This is a genomic window from Synechococcus sp. LTW-R (genome assembly GCF_014217875.1).
Lineage (GTDB): Bacteria > Cyanobacteriota > Cyanobacteriia > PCC-6307 > Cyanobiaceae > Vulcanococcus.
The window spans coordinates 555,200-576,522 of the sequence record NZ_CP059060.1; the positions used below are offsets into that span (position 1 = coordinate 555,200).

General features: G+C 63.2%; 16 protein-coding genes. 13 read left to right on the plus strand and 3 right to left on the minus strand.

Translation table 11 applies throughout. The features are described from left to right. Genes H0O22_RS03215 through H0O22_RS03225 form a run of 3 tightly spaced genes read left to right on the plus strand, consistent with a single transcriptional unit; the run spans window position 1 to window position 4,354 of the window. Window positions 1-1,179, plus strand: coding sequence for a hypothetical protein (locus H0O22_RS03215; protein ID WP_255439439.1), 1,179 nt, complete (start codon window positions 1-3; stop codon window positions 1,177-1,179). Further along, window positions 1,128-3,632, plus strand: coding sequence for an ATP-dependent DNA helicase RecG (gene recG / locus H0O22_RS03220; RefSeq protein WP_370521470.1), 2,505 nt, complete (start codon window positions 1,128-1,130; stop codon window positions 3,630-3,632). The genes H0O22_RS03215 and recG overlap by 52 nt, the downstream gene beginning before the upstream one ends. Continuing rightward, on the plus strand, window positions 3,632-4,354 hold the full coding sequence (locus tag H0O22_RS03225; RefSeq protein ID WP_185187594.1) for a M15 family metallopeptidase: 723 nt from the start codon (window positions 3,632-3,634) through the stop codon (window positions 4,352-4,354). The genes recG and H0O22_RS03225 overlap by 1 nt, the downstream gene beginning before the upstream one ends. Here the strand turns inward: H0O22_RS03225 and sir are convergent. After that, window positions 4,343-6,058 (minus strand): sulfite reductase, ferredoxin dependent, encoded by a 1,716-nt coding sequence (gene sir / locus H0O22_RS03230; protein WP_255439440.1) that lies wholly within the window; start codon window positions 6,056-6,058, stop codon window positions 4,343-4,345. The genes H0O22_RS03225 and sir overlap by 12 nt on opposite strands. 182 nt (window positions 6,059-6,240) lie before the next feature. Between sir and glyS the strand changes: the two genes are divergently transcribed. Continuing rightward, window positions 6,241-8,406, plus strand: coding sequence for a glycine--tRNA ligase subunit beta (gene glyS, locus H0O22_RS03235; protein ID WP_185187595.1), 2,166 nt, complete (start codon window positions 6,241-6,243; stop codon window positions 8,404-8,406). Window positions 8,407-8,558: 152 nt separating this feature from the next. Then, window positions 8,559-9,584: a fatty acid desaturase gene (locus tag H0O22_RS03240; protein ID WP_221625490.1), complete on the plus strand. Its 1,026-nt coding sequence runs from the start codon at window positions 8,559-8,561 to the stop codon at window positions 9,582-9,584. 83 nt (window positions 9,585-9,667) lie between these two features. On the opposite strand, the gene chlP is transcribed toward H0O22_RS03240, so the two are convergent. Beyond that, complete coding sequence (chlP, locus tag H0O22_RS03245) at window positions 9,668-11,032, minus strand: geranylgeranyl reductase (RefSeq protein ID WP_185187596.1); 1,365 nt, start codon at window positions 11,030-11,032, stop codon at window positions 9,668-9,670. Window positions 11,033-11,227: 195 nt separating this feature from the next. Between chlP and H0O22_RS03250 the strand changes: the two genes are divergently transcribed. The 8 genes from H0O22_RS03250 to ccsB all read left to right on the plus strand — a co-directional run bounded on the left by H0O22_RS03250 (window position 11,228) and on the right by ccsB (window position 20,425). After that, window positions 11,228-11,932 (plus strand): D-alanyl-D-alanine carboxypeptidase family protein, encoded by a 705-nt coding sequence (locus tag H0O22_RS03250; protein ID WP_185188268.1) that lies wholly within the window; start codon window positions 11,228-11,230, stop codon window positions 11,930-11,932. A gap of 16 nt (window positions 11,933-11,948) precedes the next feature. After that, window positions 11,949-14,465, plus strand: a complete 2,517-nt coding sequence (locus H0O22_RS03255) for a U32 family peptidase (RefSeq protein WP_185187597.1) — start codon at window positions 11,949-11,951, stop codon at window positions 14,463-14,465. Between the two features lie 285 nt (window positions 14,466-14,750). Then, window positions 14,751-16,559, plus strand: coding sequence for a translational GTPase TypA (typA, locus tag H0O22_RS03260; protein ID WP_185187598.1), 1,809 nt, complete (start codon window positions 14,751-14,753; stop codon window positions 16,557-16,559). Continuing rightward, window positions 16,556-16,951, plus strand: a complete 396-nt coding sequence (locus tag H0O22_RS03265) for a DUF309 domain-containing protein (protein ID WP_185187599.1) — start codon at window positions 16,556-16,558, stop codon at window positions 16,949-16,951. Before typA ends, H0O22_RS03265 begins: the two co-directional genes overlap by 4 nt. A gap of 104 nt (window positions 16,952-17,055) precedes the next feature. Continuing rightward, window positions 17,056-17,532 (plus strand): LptA/OstA family protein, encoded by a 477-nt coding sequence (locus H0O22_RS03270; RefSeq protein WP_255439441.1) that lies wholly within the window; start codon window positions 17,056-17,058, stop codon window positions 17,530-17,532. After that, on the plus strand, window positions 17,529-18,257 hold the full coding sequence (lptB, locus tag H0O22_RS03275; RefSeq protein WP_185187601.1) for an LPS export ABC transporter ATP-binding protein: 729 nt from the start codon (window positions 17,529-17,531) through the stop codon (window positions 18,255-18,257). Before H0O22_RS03270 ends, lptB begins: the two co-directional genes overlap by 4 nt. Beyond that, window positions 18,254-19,456 carry an LptF/LptG family permease gene (locus tag H0O22_RS03280; RefSeq protein ID WP_185187602.1) on the plus strand — a complete coding sequence of 401 codons (1,203 nt, stop codon included), beginning with the start codon at window positions 18,254-18,256 and terminating at the stop codon, window positions 19,454-19,456. The genes lptB and H0O22_RS03280 overlap by 4 nt, the downstream gene beginning before the upstream one ends. A 54-nt stretch (window positions 19,457-19,510) precedes the next feature. After that, window positions 19,511-20,425 carry a c-type cytochrome biogenesis protein CcsB gene (gene ccsB, locus H0O22_RS03285; RefSeq protein ID WP_370521471.1) on the plus strand — a complete coding sequence of 305 codons (915 nt, stop codon included), beginning with the start codon at window positions 19,511-19,513 and terminating at the stop codon, window positions 20,423-20,425. Between the two features lie 72 nt (window positions 20,426-20,497). Here ccsB and rpe read toward each other — a convergent pair whose 3' ends face one another. Next, window positions 20,498-21,166 (minus strand): ribulose-phosphate 3-epimerase, encoded by a 669-nt coding sequence (gene rpe, locus H0O22_RS03290; protein WP_185187603.1) that lies wholly within the window; start codon window positions 21,164-21,166, stop codon window positions 20,498-20,500. Between the last annotated feature and the right edge of the window lie 157 nt (window positions 21,167-21,323).

Consider the following 21,323-nt stretch of genomic DNA (forward strand, 5'->3'; position numbering starts at 1 on the left):
GTGGACTCCAACGTTCGATCCCTCGACGAGGCCAAGGCGCAACTCCTCTCGCTGCTTGAGCAGCAGGAGGAGTTCACCCCGGCCCTCTACCGCGATTTGGCCTTGTACCTCCAGGTCCTGCGCGATGGCCTGTTGCACAGCGTGCAGCAGGCCTGTTTTCATTTGGCCACCCAGGTGGTCCCTGAGCGCTACAACCAGTTGCCACCTGAGCGCCGCGAGACCTTTCAGCGTCGCCTTCAGAGCTTGGTCAAGCGCTCCTGCTCCCTGTTGACGGTCGAGCAGGTGATGGGTCTGGCGGCCCAACAGGCCCGCAAACAGGAGAGCCGGCAGCTGCAGGAGCAGCAAAAGATCCTCCAAACGATGCTGGAGGGTCGTGAGGCCGCCGATGAGCCAGCCCCCCTCGAAGCCAGCCCAGAGCCTCAATCGGTCAACTTGAGCCTGGATTTGCCGCTGGCGGCTGAGCTCTTCGACAGTGGTGTCCCCGGTCTGCCCTCCCTGAGCCAACAGCAGCGGCCCAGCGAGGAGACAACTCCACCACAAGAGTCCGCCCCTCCTGAGGGGGAGTTGGAGCTGCTGCAGTCCCTCTTCACGATGGCCTCGGAGACCCTCTCCGCCGCTGCACCGGACAGTTCGGACGAGGAGGACGACGGGGAGACCAGTGGCGGCTCTCCCTTCGCTTCGGCCTCGGTGGAGGTCACCCGTTCGCAGTTGCCGAAGGACCCTCTGCTGCAGGTGCGCTGGTGGGTGCACTTCGATCGGGCGCTGCGCCGCCGCCTGCGCAACCTCTCCCACGCCATCAACGTCGAGATGATGCGGGTCGGGCTGGCCCAAGGCCTGCTGCCCTTGAACCTCTTGGATGCCGTACTGGATGGACAAGTGGAGGCTCTTCCTGCCCCCGCGAACGTCTTGCGGATGACCCTGCCGCTTTCGCTGAATCCGGTTGCACCAGCCAGCGACCCGACTGAGGTGCTGACCCTGCTCCTGCGCAGCGGTGATCTTGAGTTTGAGCAGCCCCGTTTGCGAACGTGCCGGCAGCGACTCGAACAGCGGCGCCGCACATTGCGCACAATGGCCAAGCGGTATCGCACCTGGCAGCGCCGGGTCAGCGCCCTCGAGGCCGAGCAGCAGTGGTTCCAGGACAGTGCCCCACCCCAGGATCCAGCGGCGGATCGCACCTAGCGGTCCAGGCCTGGTTGCGTCCTCTGCAACAGGCCTTGCAGCTCGAGGCTGACCGCGGTTTTGAGGATTTGCTGGGGCGCAAGGAGCGCTTTAGTGCGTTTCTCCATCGGGCTTTGGCGACCCCACCGGAGGAGCTGGATGTTCAGCGCTTTTCCGGTCTCCGGGAGTTGTCCAGCGATTTTTCCCGCTACGGGGAGTTGAGCCAGTCCCGCCGCCAGAGCTTGGTTCGCCGCAGTCGGCAGTACCTCTTCGAACTCCAGCGGGCTGTTCAGCCGGTCCAGCCTGTTGCCCCTCCCCGCCTTCGGGTCGTGCCGGCGCCCCCCACGGGCAGCACCGCGGCTGCCCAGGTCATCCGCCCAGAGACTCCATTGAGTGAGGTCCGCGGGGTGGGCCCCAAAAGCGCAACGCGGCTCGCATCCCTGGACCTCTGGCTGGCCCGGGACCTGGTGCGCTACTACCCGCGGGACTACCTCGATTACGCCAATTTGGTCCGCATTGCGGGCCTCGAGCCAGGCAAGACCGCCACCATCGTCGCGACGGTTCGCCGAAGCCACAGCTTCACCAGCCCCCGCAACCCCAACCTCTCAATCCTGGAGTTGCATCTGGCCGATGTCACGGGCCGCATTCGCGTCTCCAAATTCTTTGCGGGCAAACGCTTCAGTTCGCCCGCCTGGCTGAAGGCCCAGCAGCGCAATTACCCCGTGGGTGCTTCCGTGGCTATCAGCGGCCTGGTCAAGGAGACCCCCTATGGCCCGGCTTTTCAGGACCCTTTAATGGAGGTGCTCGAGAGCCCGTCGGCAACGGTCCGCAGTGAGCAGATTGGACGCTTGCTTCCGGTTTACGGCCTGACGGAGGGCTTAACGGCCGACCGGCTTCGAAACCTGATGCGCCCCGTGGTGGCGGCCGCGCGCCATTGGGGGGATCCCCTGCCTGCGGCGATCCAGGCCCGTGAAGGACTGGTGACGCTGCCGGATGCCCTGCTCCAGATCCACGGCCCCAGCAACCAGGTGAGCTTGAGTGCGGCCCGCCATCGCTTGGTCTTTGACGAGTTCCTCCTGCTGCAGCTCGGGCTGCTGCAACGGCGCCGCCAGCTGACCAATCGCCCGGCCCCCGCGTTGGCGGTGGAGGGTGACGCGTTGCTGCACGCCTTCCTCGAGCTGTTGCCCTTTCCCCTGACGGGGGCCCAACAGCGTGTCCTGGTGGAGATCCGCGCCGACCTCTGCCGCGATCAACCCATGGCCCGTTTGGTGCAAGGCGATGTCGGCAGTGGCAAGACCGTGGTGGCCATCGCCGCGCTGCTCACTGCTATTGATTCCGGCTGCCAGGGGGCCCTGATGGCCCCCACTGAGGTCCTCGCGGAACAGCACTACCGCAAGCTCTGCGAGTGGCTGCCGCAGTTGCATGTCACCTGCGCCCTGTTGACCGGTTCAACACCGCTGCGCCGGCGCCGTGAACTTCTGTCGGATTTGGCCAACGGCAGCTTGAAGATGTTAGTGGGCACCCATGCGCTCTTGGAGGACCCGGTTCAGTTTCAGCGGTTGGGTCTGGTGGTGGTCGACGAGCAACATCGCTTTGGCGTCCATCAGCGCAACCGACTGCTCGACAAGGGACTGCAGCCCCATCTGTTGACGATGACGGCCACGCCGATCCCCAGGACCTTGGCCCTGTCGATTCACGGTGACCTGGAGGTCAGCCAGATCGATGAATTGCCGCCCGGGCGTACACCGATTCGCACGAGCCTCCTGGCTGCTGCCGATCGGGATGAGGCCTACAGCTTGATTCGTGAGCAGGTGGCCCTGGGCCAACGGGCCTATGTCGTTCTGCCCCTGGTGGAGGAATCGGAGAAGCTTGATCTGCGCTCTGCCGTTGATGTCCATCAGCAGCTCAGCGAGCAGGTCTTCCCCAACCTTCAAGTCGGATTGCTGCATGGCCGCATGCCCAGTGCGGAGAAGCAAGCGGCGATTACGGCCTTTGCCAGTGGCGAGACCCAGGTGCTGGTCAGCACCACCGTGGTTGAGGTGGGTGTGGATGTGCCGGAGGCCAGTGTGATGGTGATTGACCACGCCGATCGCTTTGGACTGGCCCAGCTGCACCAATTGCGGGGGCGGGTTGGCCGGGGCGCGGCAGCGTCCTACTGCCTGCTGGTGAATGACAGTCGCAATGCCCTAGCCCGTCAGCGATTGGAAGTGTTGGTGCGCTCGAACGATGGGTTCGAAATTGCTGAGATGGACCTGCGCTTGCGCGGCCCTGGTCAAGTCCTGGGCACGCGCCAGAGCGGCTTACCCGATCTGGCCCTCGCCAGCTTGACCGACGATGGCGAGGTGCTTGAGCAGGCCCGCCGGGTCGCGCAGGAGATCGTCTCGGTGGACCCGGATCTGGAGGACCATCCCGGTCTTGCCAAAGTGCTGAACGACCAGCGACACCGGGTCGCCCAAGCCGCCCGTTTGAACTGATGCCCCAACGGCCTTGGAGTGCGATTCCCATCAGCGATTGCGCTGAGTTGCTCGAGCCTTTGCCCGAGGCCTTCTTCCGCATCGAGCCCCATCCCTACGCCGCCGTTGGTGCTCCCTATGGCGCGGGTGCCTCGCCCTTTCGCTTGCGCCGTGGTGTGATCCAGCGTCTCCTGCAGGCTCAAGAGACGCTGCAGGCCCAAGGCCTTGGCTACCGACTGGCGATCTTTGATGCCTGGCGCCCGATCGCCGTACAGCGCTTCATGGTCGACTACACCATCCGCGTGGAGTGCGAAGCGAGGGGATTCGATCTCGATCAGGATCTCCCCGAAGTCCGTTCAGTGATTGAAGAGGTCGGACGCTTTTGGGCTCCACCCAGCTTGGACCCGATGACCCCACCACCCCACAGCACGGGCGGAGCCGTCGACCTGACTTTGCTGGATCGCTCTCAACAGCTCGTCGATATGGGCTCGGAGATCGATGCCATTGGAGTGGTCTCAGAACCCAACCACTACCTCGCGGTCGCCAAGACCGCTCAGCACGGCACGGACCGTGAGCGGGCATTGGAGTGGCACCAGCGGCGCAGCCTGCTGGCCGATGCCATGGGGGCAGCGGGATTTGCGCAGCACCCCAACGAGTGGTGGCACTTCAGCTATGGCGATCAGCTGTGGGCCTGGCGCAGCGGCCAGTCCCAGGCGGTCTATGGCCGCTCCTTAGATGGCTGAATTGACTAGCTCTTTGACCGATTCGCGGCCGAGCTTGGCGACGTAGTCACCAAAGCTGCGGCGACCACCGGCCGCTTTCCAACCCTTGAGGAGCGGTTCGATCGTGCTCTCAAGCTTGTCCAGGGGCATGCGCTCGAGGTAAGGCTCTGCCAGGCGGCTGAGGTTTGGGGTTCCCCCCAGCCACAGTTGGTACTGATTGACGCCATCCCCGACCAGCCCCAGCTCCGCCATGTAGGGGCGGGCACAACCATTCGGGCAGCCGGTCATGCGCACCAGGATTGATTTCTCAATCTCAAGGCGTCGCAGCTGTGCATCGAGACGCTCCAACACCTCCGGAAGGATGCGTTCGGCTTCGGTGACCGCGAGACCGCACAGGGGCAACGCCGGACAGGCAATGGCATGGCGGGCCAGCAGATCTGGAGCATCGGGGGTGTCAACGCCAAGGCTGCTCAAGGCGTCCTTGACCGCGGCGCGTTGAGCCGTCCCGATGTTGCACAGCAAGAGGTCTTGGTTCGGGGTTAACCGAATTTCCAGTTGGTAGGTCTCCACCAGCTCGCGCAAACCGCGCTTGAGGTCACCGGACAGACGGCCGCACAGCAGCGGAATACCAACGAACCATTTGCCTGCACTGATGCGGTGCCAGCCCAGGTAGTCCTCCAGCTTGGCCTTGGGCTCAACCCGCAGGCCCTTGATGGGGTGGGAGAAGTACTTGGCATTGAGTTCTTGCTTGAACCAGCGAATGCCTTGGTCGTGGATCAAGTACTTCAGACGGGCGTGCCGCCGGTTGCTGCGGTCACCGTGATCCCGCTGCAGGGCAAGGATCGCCTGCACCAAGTCAAAGATGTGCTCCGCTGCCACATAGCCCAGGGGATCAGCGGTGCGGGCGAAGGTTTCCTCTTTGTTGTGGGTGCGGCCCATGCCACCACCCACATAGACATTGCAGCCCCTCAGTTCGCCATTGGCGTCGGCAAAGGCCACTAGGCCAATGTCCTGGGTGAGAAGGTCAACGGAGTTATCGCCCGGGACCGTGACGGCCACCTTGAATTTGCGCGGGAGGTACGTGCCTCCGTAGAGGGGTTCGTTGGCATCACCGCTGAAGACCCCACCTTCCTGCTGGCGTGAACGGGCCTTCTTCACCGCCCGGGTGGGCTTGATCCGATAGCTGAGATCCCCGTCGACCCAGAGGTCGAGGTAACTGCCCTCGGCCGCTTGGGGACTCAGGACATCAGCAATGTCATTGGCCAACTGACGGGCTGCTGGATACCCACCCTTTTCAAAGGGTGCAGCCGGAGCCATGACGTTCCGGTTGATATCGCCGCAGGCGGCCAGGGTGGAGCCCATCGAGCGAAGGATGGTGCCGATGACCTCCTTGAGGTTGTCCTTTCGGATGCCGTGCATCTGGAAGGCCTGACGGGTCGTGGCCCTCAGGGTTCCGTTCCCCAGGCGATCCGCCAACTCATCCATGGCCAGATAGAGGCCGGTGGAGATGCGTCCGGCAGGGCTGCGCAAGCGCAGCATCATTTGCCAGTCCTTCTCTTGTCCCTTCTGGCGGTTTTCGCGGTTGTCCTGCTGATAGCTGCCGTGGAACTTCAGCAGCTGGACGGCACCTTCGCTGAAATGGCTGAGGTCGTTCTTGAGCTCGGCAGCCAGAGGATCCTTGAGATAGTCGCTGTCGGCCTTGAGCTGCTCAAACTTGGTGCGCACTGCTCCAGTGGCGATTGAAGGGGAAAACGTCCGTTCCTCAGGGCTGTTTTGCTCTACGGACTGCCCTACGGACACGCTCACGCACCAGGTTCTTCTTCTGCTTCGAAGGTAGCGAAGCGCCGATCTGGCTTGGGACTGGGGCCGTTTCAATAAGCTGAGCGGCTGTCGAGGCCCCCCGCTCCGTGTCCACCTTTCTGCTTGAGATCGGGACTGAGGAGTTGCCCGCGGATTTCGCCCGCCTCGCCTTGCCGCAACTGGAGCAGCAGGTCAAGCGTGATCTGGAGGCGGCTCGACTGAGCTTTCGTCAGGTGGAGACCACCAGCACCCCGCGCCGCCTCGTGGTTCAGGTGGCCGATCTCGCAGATGTGTCCCCGGACCTCCGCGACGAGCGCAAGGGGCCTCCGGCTGCCCAAGCGTTTAAGGACGGGGTCCCCACCCAGGCCGCCATTGGTTTTGCCAAGCGCTGCGGGATCGACCCCGCAGATCTCGAGGTGCGCGAGACCCCCAAGGGTCCCTTTGTCTTCGCTGAGGTGCTGGAGAAGGGGCGTCCCGCCCGTGAACTGTTGGCTGAGGTCATTCCCCAGTGGATTTCCGCCCTGCAGGGCCGCCGCTTCATGCGTTGGGGCGTCGGGGAGAGCCGCTTCTCCCGCCCGGTTCGCTGGTTGGTGGCTTTGCTGGGGACCGAGCTGATCCCCGTCACCCTCTCCGGCAGTGACCCGGTGGTGCAGTCCGGGCAGACCAGCCGTGGTCACCGTCTCTACAGCGACGCTGTGGCGATCCCGTCCGCCGACGATTACGCCTCCGCCCTGGCTGCTGCAGGTGTCGTTGTGAACCGCAGTGAGCGTGCATCAACGATTCGCACAGCCGTGGAGACCAGTGCTGCTGCCTTGGATGCGGTCCCCGACCTTCCGGGCGAGTTGTTCGAGGAGCTGACGGATCTGGTCGAGACCCCCCTCTTGATCGAGGGCAGCGTCGCCGACCACTACCTCGCCCTGCCCGCGGAAGTGCTGAGCACCGTCATGCGTGCCCATCAGCGCTACGTGCCGCTCTACCGCAAGGACGCGGATTCCGATCCCTTGGCCTTGGACGCGCGGAAGAGCCTGTTGGCACGTTTCCTCTGCATCGGCAACGGTCTGGCGGACGCCACCGACACCGTTCGACGCGGGAATGAACGCGTCTTGAAGGCACGACTGGCCGATGCTGAGTTCTTTGTCCAGGCCGATCGGGCGGTCCCCAGCATCGACCGCCGCGATCAACTCCAGCGGGTGACCTTCGCCGAAGGGTTGGGCTCCCTTCTCGATCGGGTGGAACGCCTGGAGTGGCTCACCGACGTTCTCGCCGAGCAGCTTGAGCTGCCGCAGGACTCCGTCGCCCATGCCCGTCGTGCGGCCCATCTCTGTAAGCACGATCTGGTCAGTCAGATGGTTGGTGAGTTCCCTGAGCTTCAGGGGGTTATGGGCGGCAAGTACCTGCTCGCCGAAGGGGAGCCCAGGGAAGTGGCCCTGGCTGTTCTCGAGCACTATCAGCCCAAGGGCGCCGGCGATGTCCTGCCCAGCTCCGTCGCTGGTGCCGTCGTGGCCTTGGCGGAACGCCTCGAGCTGCTCTTGAGCATCTACGCGAAGGGTGAGCGCCCGACGGGTTCGTCGGACCCCTACGCCCTTCGCCGGGCTGGCAATGGGATTCTTCAGATCCTCTGGGATCAGGGATGGAGCCTGAACCTCCAGACCCTGCTGGAGCGCGCCACCAGCCATTGGGCGGGGCTGCTGCCTGCCTTCAAGGTCGATGCCTCGGCCTTGGCGGATGAGCTGGGCGAGCTGTTGCGTCAACGCCTGCAGAGCTTGCTGGAGGAGGCCGGCACCGATGCTGATCTGGTTCAGGCCGTCGCTGGTGACGGTGTGTCCTTGACCCGTGTCCTGGCGGATCCGGGCGATGCCCGTCAGAGGGCTGCCTTGCTCCGAACCCTGCGCTCCGCCGGTGACCTGGCGGCCGTGCAGGCCGTGGTCACCCGTGCGGCCAAGTTGGCCACGAAGGGCGACCTGCCCACGAGCGTCCTCTCTGCCCAAATGGTTGTGGACGACAACCTCTTTGAGAAGGGCAGCGAAGCGGCCATGCTGGAGGTCCTCAATGGCTTGGAGCCCATCGCGACGGGATCGGATCTTGATCGCTACGGCCAATTGGCCCAAGGCTTGATCGCCGGATCCTCGGCCCTGGCCAATTTCTTCGATGGCGATGACAGCGTGATGGTGATGGCTGAGGATCCAGCCGTTCGCACCAACCGCCTCAATTTGCTTGGTGTTCTCAACAACCAGGCTTCGGTCTTGGCCGACTTCAGCCGCATCAGCGGCTGAGGCAGAAGGCCTAGCCTGTTACGAATCGAGCGGGCAATCAGCTGACGACACTGAACCGATCCGTTGAACGGAATCAGCCCTTAAGTCGCGGCGATTTTTCCCTCGCTCCGTTCCGGCAATCCAGTGATGCCAGGGCTTTGTGGCAACTGACGGTGACGTTGGTTCCTATCGCGCTGCTCTGGGCATCCATCCCTGTCCTTGCCGCTGAGCCTGCTCTGCGTTGGCTCATGGTTCCGGTTTTGCTCGCACTGTTGCTGTTTTCGGCCCGCAGCTTCTCGTTGATGCACGACTGCGGTCACAACACGCTGTGGTCGTCGTCGCTCGGCAATCGGATCACGGGCTTTGCCCTGGGTTGCCTGAATGCCATCCCGCAATTTCCCTGGTCCCGGGGCCATGCGTTTCACCACAAGCACAACGGCAATTGGGAGGTCTACCGGGGACCGTCCTCGCTGTTGACCGTTGAGCAGTTTCTGCGTCTGTCCCCCGCGGCGCAGTGGCGTTATCGCCTGATCCGCCACCCGTTGATGTTGTTCCCCGGTGGCTTCTTCTACCTGGTGATTCGCCCAAGGCTGCAGCTGTTGCTTGGGATGGCTGAGTTCTTTGGCGCGGCCCTGAAGCACGCCATGGCATCGCCGCGCAGTGGTTTCCAAGCCTGGAAACGCTTTGTGCTGACCTTCAAGTCAAGCCACTGGTACACAACCGGCGAGTGGTTGGACCTCTTGTCTAACAACATTGTTGTGGTTACCAGCTGGTACCTGATGGCGGCCTGGCTTGGGCTAGGACTCTTTGTGAGTTGCTACTCCGTGGTCATGGCCTGTTCCGCGGCCATGTTCATCTGTGTCTTCTTTGTCCAGCACAATTTCAGGGGTTCCTACACCAGTGGTACCCGGGGCTGGAGTTACTTCAAAGGGGCGATCGACGGCAGCAGCAATCTTGTTTTGCCTGAAGTGCTCAACTGGTTCACCGCTGATATTGCCTTCCACTCGGTTCACCATCTCTGCGAGCGGATCCCCAACTACAAGCTCAGGGAATGCCACCGTTTGCATGCCGATCTTCTCAAGGGCTGTACCTACTTGAGCCTGAGAGATATTCCGCGCTGTTTTGATCTGATTCTTTGGGACTCCGACGCAGAGGAACTGGTCAGTATTGATGAAGCGCTGGCCGCAGCAACCCGCTGAAGGTTGATCAACAGTGCCTTGGCTGTGGGCACAAAAAAAGGTAGTGGATGAACCACTGCCTTTTGTAATCTCAGCGAAATCCCTTATTTGCTGGTGAGGGCCGGTTCGCGTTCTGCAGTCGCTTTGGCCTTCTGGTTGCCGACGCGGATCCCACCCTTGATGGTGCTGACCGCCAGCATGGCGTTGACCTCACCGTCTTCGCGGACGGCGCTGGGAACGGGTTTGTAGCCCTGGGGTGCGAGGGCGTTGCCGCGGAGGACAGAGCCAAGGGTCAGCAGGGTGAGTTTGAGCTGCTGCCAGGGGTTCATCGCCACCACCCGTTTGTAGAGGTAGCTGTCGAAGGTCAAGCGCTGAACGTCCTTGTCGTCGCACATTTCGACGAAGGCTTCGCGGGCCGCGTCGTTGCGATAGAAGATGTTCTGAAGGATTTCGAGCACCTTGTAGGTGGCGCCGTATTGGCGGTCCCACTTCTTCAGGTACTTCTTCAGGTCTGCTTCGCTCGGGACACGCTGGCCGTTCTGGCTCGCTTCGACGATCTGTTCGGCGCACATCCGACCGCTCTTGGCGGCGAAATAGATGCCTTCGCCGGAGCTCTTGGTCACGTAGCCAGCGGCGTCACCCACCAGGGCCATGCGGCCCACCACACGGCGGGGACGGGGATGCTCGGGAATGGGGTGAGCTTCCACCTTGATCACCTCACCGTTGACCAGGCGCTTCTTGGCCCGCTCACGGATGCCTTCCTGCAGGCTCTTGATCAGGGCCTGGTTCTCCTGCATGGTTCCGGTGCCGACCGCCACGTGGTCGTACTTGGGGAACACCCAGGCGTAGAAGTCGGGGGACACGTCCGTGCCCACGTACATCTCGGCGAGGCTCTCGTAGTACTTCATCTCCTCCGCGGGGAGCTTGATGCGCTCCTGGAAGGCGATCGCCACGTTGTAATTGCCAGCGTCCATCGCCTTGGCCACGCGGCTGTTGGCACCGTCGGCGCCAATGATCAGGTCTACCTCAAGGCTCTTGGTTTCGCCCGTGGCCTCTCCTTCGCTGTAGTCGGAATAAGTGAGGGTGTACGGCCCTTGGCGCTTGGCACCGGTGTCGATCTTGGTGACCAGGCCATTCACCAGGTGCGCACCCAGTTCGGCGGCACGGTCGCGCAGGAAGGCATCCATGACCTCCCGGCGGCACATGCCGATGTACTCGTTCTCGTTATCGAGATTGATGTCCACCTCGCGGTTCGAGGGGGAGATCATCTTCATGTTGCGGACCTTGCGGTCGATGATCGACTCAGGCAGGTCGAACTCAGCAACCATGCAGAGGGGGATCGCACCACCACAGGGTTTGGCGTTATCGAGCTTGCGCTCAAAGATCCAGGTCTCGATGCCCGCCTTCGCCAGAACTTCCGCAGCACACGAACCACTCGGGCCGCCGCCCACCACCGCGACTCGCAACATCTTGAAACCCGCTCCGCCAGAAGGATGTTGAGGCGAAGCTAACACCGCTTGATGGGCAACCGCTGGCATCTCCAGCATGAGCTCGTAACATCACATAACCCCAGTTCCAACGGGAGTTTTCGCTTGCCTAGCCCCGGTCGTCAGACCAGTACCTCCAGGGCGGGCTCAAGCAAGGGCGGCGCTCACCCCGCTGTGGTGGACGACATTCCTCTCGCCACGCGCACCGTCTCCCCCACCCTTCAGCGCAAACGCCGCACTCCCGTCGCCTTGGCGAGCGCCGGTGGAGCGCTCGTGGTTGTGGCCTCTGCGCTGTACGCCCTCAGGGCTCCGATCCTTGAGCGTCTGGCTCCCGTTCCCGTTGCAGGCCTCAGTGCCCGGCTGAGCTCTGATGGACGGCTGTTGGGCCACTTTCCCTATCCCGAAGCGAACGATGCTGAATTAATCAGCATTGGTCCCGGCGTGGCACTCAATACGCAGGCCGCCGACGCCCTGCGTCAGATGCGCCGCGCTGCGGATGCTGAGGGCGTGGACCTCAGGGTTCTCAGCGCGTTCCGTTCGATTGCGCTGCAAAAACAGATTTTCTTCGACGTCAAATCGGAGCGCAACCAAAGTGCCCGGGAGCGGGCCCGGGTGAGTGCGCCTCCGGGCTTTTCTGAGCACAGCACTGGCTATGCCGTTGACTTCGGCGATGGCCGTCGCCCCGAGACCCATCTGTCCCAGAGTTTCGACAGCACCGAGTCCTATGCCTGGCTCAAGCGCAATGCCAATCGTTTCCACTTCGTGCTCTCGTTCCCTGAAGAGAACCGGCAGGGCGTGAGCTACGAGCCCTGGCACTGGCGTTTTGAGGGTTCCGCTGATGCCCTCAAAACCTTTGATGCAGCTGGACGTTTTTCGGATTAATCGATGGGGTTGATCCATGGCTGAGGCCGCACGGCCGGAATTGCTGGCACCGGCGGGCTGCTGGGAGTCCCTGAAAGCCGCCGCAGCCAATGGAGCGGACGCCGTCTACTTCGGTGTCGAGACCTTCAATGCCCGCCTCCGGGCCGAGAACTTCAAGGTCGCCGATCTCCCGGAGGTGATGGCTTGGCTGCACCGCCGCGGCCTGAAAGGTTTCCTGACTTTCAATGTCCTCGTCTTCACCGATGAGCTCAGCCGCGCTGCAGAGCTGCTCCTGGCCGCCGATGCTGCCGGCGTCGATGCCCTGATCGTTCAAGACATCGGTCTGGCGGCCCTGGCCCAAGCGCTCACGCCTGAGCTGGCCATCCATGGCTCGACGCAGATGTCCATCACCAGTGCGGCTGGTGTCGCGATGGCTCAGGAGCTCGGCTGCCAGCGGGTGGTCCTCGCCCGTGAGCTGAGCCTGAAGGACCTGCGGCGCATCCAGGAGCAGCTGCGCCAACGCCAGATCGAGATGCCTTTGGAGGTTTTCGTCCATGGCGCCCTCTGTGTGGCCTATTCCGGCCAATGCCTGACCAGCGAAGCCCTGGGCCAGCGGAGCGCCAATCGCGGCGAATGTGCCCAGGCCTGCCGCCTCCCCTACGAATTGATCGTGGATGGCGAGGAGCTCGACCTCGGCGAGCGGCGTTATCTGCTGTCTCCGCAGGATTTGGCCGCCTGGGAGCTGCTTCCGGACCTGGTGGATGCCGGGGTTGCCAGCCTCAAGATTGAAGGGCGGCTTAAGGACGCCACTTACGTCGCCGCGGTGACGGACGCCTATCGCCAAGGGCTCGATCAGCTTTCGGGAGAACGCGGACCGGTCTCGCCGGACGAGCAAGTGGAGCTGCGCCGCAACCTTGAACTGAGCTTTTCGCGGGGTCTGAGTACGGGCTGGTTGGCCGGCATTGATCACCGTCAGCTGGTCCACGGCCGCTGGAGCAAAAAACGGGGTCCCTGGCTCGGCCGTTTGGAGCGCGTGGATGGGGATTGGCTGCTGTTCAGGCGTCGCCTGGAGTGCAAACCCGGAGATGGAGTGGTGCTCGAGATTCCCAATCCCGATCCCCTCTTGCCTCCCCAGGAAGTCGGCGGCCGGGTGATGGCGGTGGAACCGCGGCCCCGCGGTGGTTGCGCTGTGCGGCTGGGACCGAAGCGGTTGGATCTACGGGGCTTGCGCTCGGGCAGTCCCTGTTGGTTGACCAGCGACCCCCAGCGGGAGAGTCGCTTCCAGCGCATGGCGGATCGCGCTGCTGAGGAGCTGCGCTGTCCCCTGGCCCTGAGGGTCTCAGGTTCCTCGGGCGAACCCCTCCGTTTGGACGTCCTGAGCGCCGCTGGGCTGCCGGTCGAGGGCTGCACGGTGCTCAGCCAGCAGCCGTTGGAGCCCGCCCAAGGTCAGGCCCTCACCCGGGAGAGGCTGGAGCAGCAACTCGGGCGCCTCGGCGGGACCCCCTGGCGCCTGGACCGGCTGGAGTTGCAACTCGACGAGGCGTTGTTTCTACCCGTTGCCCAACTGAATCAGCTGCGTCGCGCCTTGGTGGATCAGCTCGATCTTCAAGGGAACACGGACGTTTCTCGCTCCATAGAGCCAGAGCAGCGTTCTGTGCTGCAGACCCTTGAAGAACTCATGCCGGCGGCCGTTGAGCCCAGCCAGCAAGAGCCGCACTTAACCGTCGTGGTGCGTGACCTCGAGCAGCTGGAGGCGCTCAAAGCCCTGCCTGTTGATCGGGTGATCGTTGACCTGGAGCATCCAGCGCAGCTGCGGGAAGCCGTCAAGCGCGGCAAGGGCTGTTGGCCGGGTGGACTCTGGTTGGCGGGTCAGCGGATCTGCAGGCCCGATGAGGCCTGGAGCCTGGAGCCGCTCATTCGGGCCGAGCCCGATGGCTATTTGGTTCGCAACATTGATCAGTTGGAGCGTCTGACGCCCCTGGCCCCCTGTCAGGGAGATTTCTCCTTAAACGTGGCCAACCCGCTCACGGCACGTTGGCTGCTGAAGCGCTGGGGTTTGGAGCGTCTCACGGCCAGCTACGACCTTGCTTTGGATCAGTTGCTGGCCCTTGTTGCCGCCTGTCCACGCGATGCCCTTGAACTGACGCTGCACCAGCACATGCCCCTCTTTCACATGGAGCATTGCCTGTTCTGCGCGTTCCTCTCGGAGGGCCATGACCACACCGATTGCGGCCGCCCCTGCGAGCAACACCAGGTGCTCCTGCGGGACCGCAGTGGTGCGGAACATCCGCTGCGCGCCGACCTGGGCTGCCGGAACACCCTCTTCAACGGGCGTGCCCAGACCGCCGCGGAAGCCATCCCCCAGTTCCTGGTGGCCGGCGTACGCCATTTCAGGCTCGAATTGCTGCAGGAGAGCCCGGCCGACACTGAGCGCCGAGTTGGTCTTTACCGCCAGGCCCTCAACGGAGAGATCAGCGGCCGGATGGTCTGGCAGAGCGAGCAGCTCGAGAGCCGACTCGGGGTCACCCGCGGAACCCTCTCGGAACGTCACTGACGGTGGAAATCCCGGGTGTGTTGCTGGGATAGATTGCGTTAACGCACCGAAGGGTTCTTTGGTTTTGGTGTGTGGTCGTTCGTCACGAACGCTCTCAACACATCAGCCACGCTGCAAGAGATACCGGCTTTGTTCGATCAGGTTCATTCCTTCGACCTTGCCCATGGGTTTCAGCCACCGTTCCCACGCCAACGCCTGCTCCTGAGTTGAGCGTTGCGGCCGCTAGCTCGAGCTGCGGCGTGCTCCAGCCAGACCATCCCTGACCTCCTCCCTCGAGCCCAATCCATGAGCGGCGAGCATCCCGGAACACCGATTCGCAATATCGCGATCATTGCCCACGTCGACCACGGCAAAACCACTCTGGTGGATGCCCTGCTGGCGCAATCGGGCATCTTCCGCGACAACGAGGCCGTCCCCACCTGCGTGATGGACTCCAACGACCTGGAGCGTGAGCGTGGCATCACGATCCTCTCCAAGAACACCGCGGTGGACTACGAGGGGATCCGCATCAACATCGTGGACACCCCTGGTCACGCCGACTTCGGCGGTGAGGTGGAACGGGTCCTCGGCATGGTCGATGGCTGTCTGCTGATCGTGGACGCCAACGAGGGGCCGATGCCCCAGACCCGTTTTGTGTTGAAAAAGGCCCTTGAAAAGGGTCTCAGGCCGATCGTCTTCGTCAACAAGATTGACCGCGCCCGCGTTGACCCCGAGCAGGCCGTCGACAAGGTCTTGGACCTGTTCTTGGAACTCGGTGCTGACGACGACCAGTGCGACTTCCCCTACCTGTTCGGTAGCGGCATGGGCGGCTACGCCAAGCCCGACATGAAGACCGAGAGCGAGGACATGCGTCCCCTCTTCGACGCGATCCTTCGCCACGTCCCGCCGCCGGTCGGCGATCCCGAGAAGCCCCTGCAGCTGCAGGTGACCACCCTCGACTACAGCGATTTCCTCGGCCGGATCATGATCGGTCGGATCCATAACGGCACGATCAAAGGCAACCAGCCCGTTGCTCTGTTGCGTGACGACGGCAGCGTCAAGCGCGGTCGCATCAGCAAGTTGCTCGGTTTCCAGGGCCTCCAACGCGTCGAGGTGGAAGAAGCCCGCGCCGGTGACCTGGTCGCCGTCTGCGGTTTCGACGAGGTGAACATCGGCGAAACGATTGCTTGCCCCGACGAGCCCCAGGCCCTGCCCCTGATCAAGGTGGATGAGCCCACCTTGCAGATGACCTTTGTGGTCAACGACTCCCCCTTCGCGGGCAAGGAAGGCAAGTTCGTCACCAGCCGTCAGGTGCGTGATCGCCTGAACAAGGAGCTCCTGACCAACGTCGCCCTGCGGGTTGAAGACACCGATTCCCCTGACCGCTGGGCTGTGAGCGGCCGTGGTGAGCTTCACCTGGGCATCCTGATCGAGACCATGCGCCGCGAGGGCTATGAGTTCCAGGTGTCTCAGCCCCAGGTGATCTTCCGCACCATCGATGGCACTCCCTCAGAGCCCTACGAGACCCTCGTGCTCGATGTTCCCGAGGAGTCCGTTGGTGCCTGCATCGAGAAGCTCGGCGTCCGCAAGGCCGAGATGCAGAACATGGAAAATACGAATGACGGCCGCACCCAGCTCGAGTTCGTGGTGCCCTCCCGTGGCCTGATCGGTTTCCGCGGTGATTTCATCCGCGCCACCCGGGGCGAGGGGATCATGAGCCACTCCTTCCTCGACTACCGCCCGATGCAGGGTGAGTTCGACACCCGCCGCAACGGTGTCCTGATTGCCTTCGAGGAAGGCACCGCCACCTTCTATGCCCTGAAGAACGCCGAAGATCGCGGCCAGTTCTTCATCAGCCCCGGCACGAAGGTCTACAAGGGCATGATCGTCGGTGAAAACAACCGTCCCCAGGACCTCGATCTGAACGTCTGCAAGACGAAGCAGCTCACCAACATGCGCTCGGCCGGTGCAGAGGAACTCGATACCCTCCAAGCCCCGATGCAGATGACCCTGGAGCGGGCCCTGGAGTACATCGGTCCCGACGAGATGCTTGAGGTCACTCCCGAATCGATTCGACTGCGCAAATTGCCCGCCAAGAAGCCGGCGAAGCGTTGAGCGATCACCTCGATCCAGAGGAAGCCAGCCTGACGTGCGATCCCCGACTCGGGGAAGCCGTCAGGCTTTTTAATGCCGGTGAGTGGTATGCCTGCCACGACGGTTTCGAAGCGCTCTGGCATGAAACCCAGGGCCCTTGCCGGCGGACCCTGCAGGGCATTCTCCAAATCGCGGTGGCCCACCACCACTTGGACCGCGGCAATCAGAGGGGGGCGATGGTCCTCCTGGGTGAGGGACTCGGTCGCCTGCAGGGTGCTGGGGCGGTGCAGTTCAACCTTGCCCTCGATCCCCTGCGTGAAACCGCCCGCGACCGTCTCTTAGCCCTGCACGAGAACCGCTCGCTCACGGATCTTCCTCTCCCCAAGCTCACCGTCATCTCTGCTGATTCCTAGGGAGGAGTCCAGCTGCACGGCGATACGATGGTTGCTCTTGCGTTGCATGAGTGGGCTTGGCCGCAAATCGCAGCAGTGCCCGCCGCCGGTGCAGCCTTTTGAGCATGGCCGCCAGCCTGGGCTGTTTGGCACTGCCGGCTTGGTCCCAGTCCGCCGTTCCGGGTGCTGAAGTCATCAGCGTCGAGTCGATGGAGACCACCGTCGTTGAGGTGGAGGGTGCCGAACCCCTTCCCACCAAACCCCTGCGCATCAATACCGGCTTGGTCACGATCGAATCGGATCAACAGCAGGCGGACCAGCAGACGGGGGTGATCACGGCCCTTGGCAACGTCAGGATCGTTTATCCCGATGAGCGCGTGGTGGCCACCGCACGCCAGGCCCAGTACTTCAGCAATGAGGGGCGCGTTGTCCTCAGCGGAGACGTCGACATCCTTCAGGATGGCGGCAATTGGCTGCGGGCCGAACAGGTCACCTACCTGGTCGATAGCGAGCGGATGCAGGCCATCCCGGCGAAGGGGCAGCAGGTCTTCAGCCGCGTCGTCCTGCAGACGCTTCCGAGCGCAGAGCCAGCGAAGCGATGAGTTTGGTTCTTGATCGCGTCGCCTTAAACATCGGCGGTCGCCCGTTGGTTAAAGAGGTCAGCCTCAACCTCAACCCTGGCGAGGTGGTGGGTCTGCTCGGTCCCAACGGGGCAGGCAAAACCACGACCTTCAACCTCGTCACCGGTCTGCTGCGCCCGGATTCCGGCGCGGTGACGATGGATGACACCTGCGTCGCCGACTTCTCCATGCCGGAACGTGCACGCTTGGGGATCGGCTACCTGCCCCAGGAAGCCAGCGTGTTCCGAAGCCTGAGCGTCCAGGACAACCTGATGCTAGCCCTCCAGGAGAGTGGAGCGCCCAAGCAGCAGCGGCGGGAGCGGGTGGAGCAATTGGTCGAGGACTTCCACCTCAAGCCCTTTCAGCACCGCCTGGGTTACCAGCTCTCTGGTGGTGAACGGCGCCGCTGCGAAGTCGCCCGGGCCCTGGCCGTCGGCGAGAGCGGACCGCTGTACCTCCTGCTGGACGAACCCTTCGCAGGTGTGGATCCCTTGGCCGTCGCGGACCTGCAGGCGTTGATTGCTGGGTTGCGCGATCGGGGCATGGGTGTCCTGATTACGGACCACAACGTCCGCGAGACCCTCTCGATCACTGATCGTGCCTACATCCTCACGGAGGGGAGCATCCTGGCCAGCGGCCCGTCCCGCGAGATGGCCAATGATCCCCTGGTCCGCCGCCACTACCTCGGAGAGGACTTCAGGCTGTGACGATCGCCCCGACCTGGACTGAGCCCCTGCGCCGTCAGTCCCAAAAACTCCAACGCCACTGGCGCAGCCTTCCCCTCTTGGATCGCTGGCTGTTCGCCGAGATGTTGGGGCCGCTGCTCTTTGGCATCGCTGCCTTTACCGCGGTTTCCCTCTCCGTGGGTGTCGTCTTTGAGTTGGTCCGCAAGGTGGCTGAGGCTGGCTTGCCGCTCTGGGCTGCTGGCAAGGTCTTGGCCCTGCGCATGCCTGGGTTCCTAGTGCTGTCGTTCCCCATGGCGACGCTGATGGCCACCCTGTTGGCCTTCAGCCGTCTGTCAGGCAGTAGCGAATTGACCGCCCTGCGCAGCATCGGTGTGAAGACCTGGCGGATGGTGGTCCCCGCCTTGGTGCTCGCGGCCCTGATGACACTGCTGACCTTTGTCTTTAACGACGTCATCGTCCCGAGCGCCAACTATTCGGCCTCGAATGTTCTCGACAGCGCCCTCGGCCGTGCCCTCTCCGCTCAAACCGGCAAGAACGTTGTCTATTCCCGTTTCGGGCGGATCACCCCCAAGGAACCGGGGGGCAATGCCGGTGAGGGACTGACCCAACTCTTCTATGCGAAGGAGTTCAAGAACGGAGAAATGCAAGTGGTCACCTTGCTCGATTTCTCCCGCGAGGATCAGCAGCAGGTCCTGACCGCGAATACGGCGGTCTGGGATGAGAACCGGGCGATGTGGGAGTTCCGCAATGGCCGCATTCTGAATATCGACGCGGCCAACAACTTCACGACATCGGCCAATTACACGAGTTACTACTACCCCTTCACCCGGGCTCCGCAGGACGTGGGCATGCTCCCCAGCGATGCCGCCCAAATGACCGTGGCCCAGGCGCGTCGAGCCGAAGCGCTTCTGGTTCAGGCGGGTGACCAAAAGGAGGCCCGCCGCCTGCGGGTCCGGATCCAAGAGAAATTTGCTTTCCCCGCGATCTGCCTGGTCTTTGGCTTGATCGGCAGCAGCTTGGGGGTGAGGCCGAACTCTCGAACCAGCCGCAGCCAGGGTTTCGGGATCAGCGTTCTGCTGATCTTTGGCTACTACTTGATGTCCTTCATCTTCAGCTCCTTGGGCATCAAGGGCACCCTCTATCCGTTTTTTGCCGCCTGGCTGCCGGTCCTGATCGGACTTGGCGGCGGACTTGTGCTGCTTCGCAAGGCCAGCCGCTGAATCTGGCCCTGGCGCGGCAGACTGGTCGGGATCTTTGACCTCGTCAGCGGTTTCGTGACCGATCCGGTTCTCGCGCTTGGCCTTGCAGCGTTTGTTTTGCTGCTGTTGGCCCTGCCCCTGTCCTTTTGGAGCGTGAGTGGTGCCGGTCAAGGCAGCACCGTGGTGCGTCTGCTTGTGGCGACGGCCAACCTGGCCCTGACCGCTCAATTGGTCCTGCGCTGGTGGCAATCCGGCCACTTCCCGATCAGCAACCTCTACGAGTCCCTCTGCTTCCTGGCCTGGGCCTGCACCTTGACCCAATTGCTGGTGGAGCGCACCTACCGCTCGCCGCTGGTGGCCGCCTCCGCCACACCGATGGGTCTGGGCTGCGTGGCCTTCGCGTCCTTCGCCCTACCCGACCAACTTCAACAGGCCGCTCCGCTGGTCCCGGCCCTGCGTTCCAGCTGGCTGGTCATGCACGTCAGCGTGATCATGGTCAGCTACGCCGCCCTCCTGGTCGGCTCCCTTCTGTCGATGGCGGTGCTCTTCACCGATCGCGGCCAGGCCCTGGAATTGCGCAGCAGCTCCATCGGTAGCGGCGGCTTCCGTCAGGCGCGACTGGCGGCCGATGGTGCCCCCGCTGATCTCTCCCTCAGCAGCGCCGCGTTGTCTTTGAGCGAGCAGCTCGACAGCCTGAGCTACCGAACCATCACCGTCGGTTTTCTGCTGCTCTCCGTTGGCATCGTCAGTGGCGCGGTCTGGGCCAACGAGGCCTGGGGTAGCTGGTGGAGCTGGGACCCGAAGGAGACCTGGGCTCTGATCTGCTGGCTGGTGTATGCCGCTTACCTGCACACCCGCTTGAGCCGGGGTTGGCAGGGGCGTCGCCCCGCCCTGGTTGCCGTGGCTGGCTTTGTTGTCATCTGCGTCTGCTACATCGGCGTGAACCTGCTGGGCATTGGTCTGCACAGCTACGGCTGGTTCTTCAGCTAAGCGCTGCTGCTCGCAGTGGCCATGAAAAAGCCCCGGCATGCCGGGGCTTTTCTGTGGAAGCCTTGGCCTCACTCAGGGGCGCTTGCTGTTGCGGATGCCGGTGATGGCATCGGCGTAGCTGGGCTGGTTGAAGACGCCGGAGCCGCTGACGATGGCGTTGGCGCCTGCCTCGATCACCTTCCAGGCGTTCTCGGCTTTGATGCCGCCGTCGACTTCGATCCAGGGATCGAGACCTTTCTCATCGCACATGCGGCGCAGGTCGCGGATCTTTTGGACCTGGCTCTCGATGAAGCTCTGGCCACCGAAGCCGGGGTTCACGCTCATCACCAACACCAGATCGCAGAGCTCGAGGCAGTACTCGAGGGTGTCGATCGGGGTGCTCGGGTTGAGAACCGCGCCAGCCATCTTGCCCAGGTCCTTGATCTGAGCCAGGTTGCGGTGCAGGTGGGGGCAGGCCTCGACCTGCACCGAGATGATGTCAGCTCCAGCCTTAGCGAAGTCGGGGACGTACTTCTCGGGCTCAACGATCATCAGGTGAACATCCAGTGGCTTCTGAGTCACCGGGCGCAGGGCCTCGACGATCATTGGGCCAATGGTGATGTTCGGCACGAAGCGTCCGTCCATCACATCCACGTGGATCCAATCCGCACCGGCCTGATCCACCGCACGAACGTCTTCACCAAGCCGGGAAAAATCCGCGGAAAGGATGGAGGGGGAGATCACCAGGGATTTGGTGCTCATGGGACGCAACCGCGGCTGAACAGGGAGTGATTGTAAGAATCGCCCAGTCCGCCCCCTCTAGCCCAGCCGCGGCGGCGGGTTCACCGGGAAGCACTGATACAGTGGGCGGCGCTTAAAGCCCGAGAGGCCCTGCTGCTGCTGGACTTCCACTCTTTGA

What these genes read in the sequence shown, in the direction of transcription:
- H0O22_RS03225 (WP_185187594.1), top strand. Translation starts at nt 3,632, where the DNA reads ATGCCCCAACGGCCTTGGAGTGCGATTCCCATCAGCGATTGCGCTGAG.
- chlP (WP_185187596.1), bottom strand. Translation starts at nt 11,032, where the DNA reads ATGTTGCGAGTCGCGGTGGTGGGCGGCGGCCCGAGTGGTTCGTGTGCT.
- H0O22_RS03255 (WP_185187597.1), top strand. Translation starts at nt 11,949, where the DNA reads ATGGCTGAGGCCGCACGGCCGGAATTGCTGGCACCGGCGGGCTGCTGG.
- typA (WP_185187598.1), top strand. Translation starts at nt 14,751, where the DNA reads ATGAGCGGCGAGCATCCCGGAACACCGATTCGCAATATCGCGATCATT.
- H0O22_RS03270 (WP_255439441.1), top strand. Translation starts at nt 17,056, where the DNA reads ATGGCCGCCAGCCTGGGCTGTTTGGCACTGCCGGCTTGGTCCCAGTCC.
- lptB (WP_185187601.1), top strand. Translation starts at nt 17,529, where the DNA reads ATGAGTTTGGTTCTTGATCGCGTCGCCTTAAACATCGGCGGTCGCCCG.
- rpe (WP_185187603.1), bottom strand. Translation starts at nt 21,166, where the DNA reads ATGAGCACCAAATCCCTGGTGATCTCCCCCTCCATCCTTTCCGCGGAT.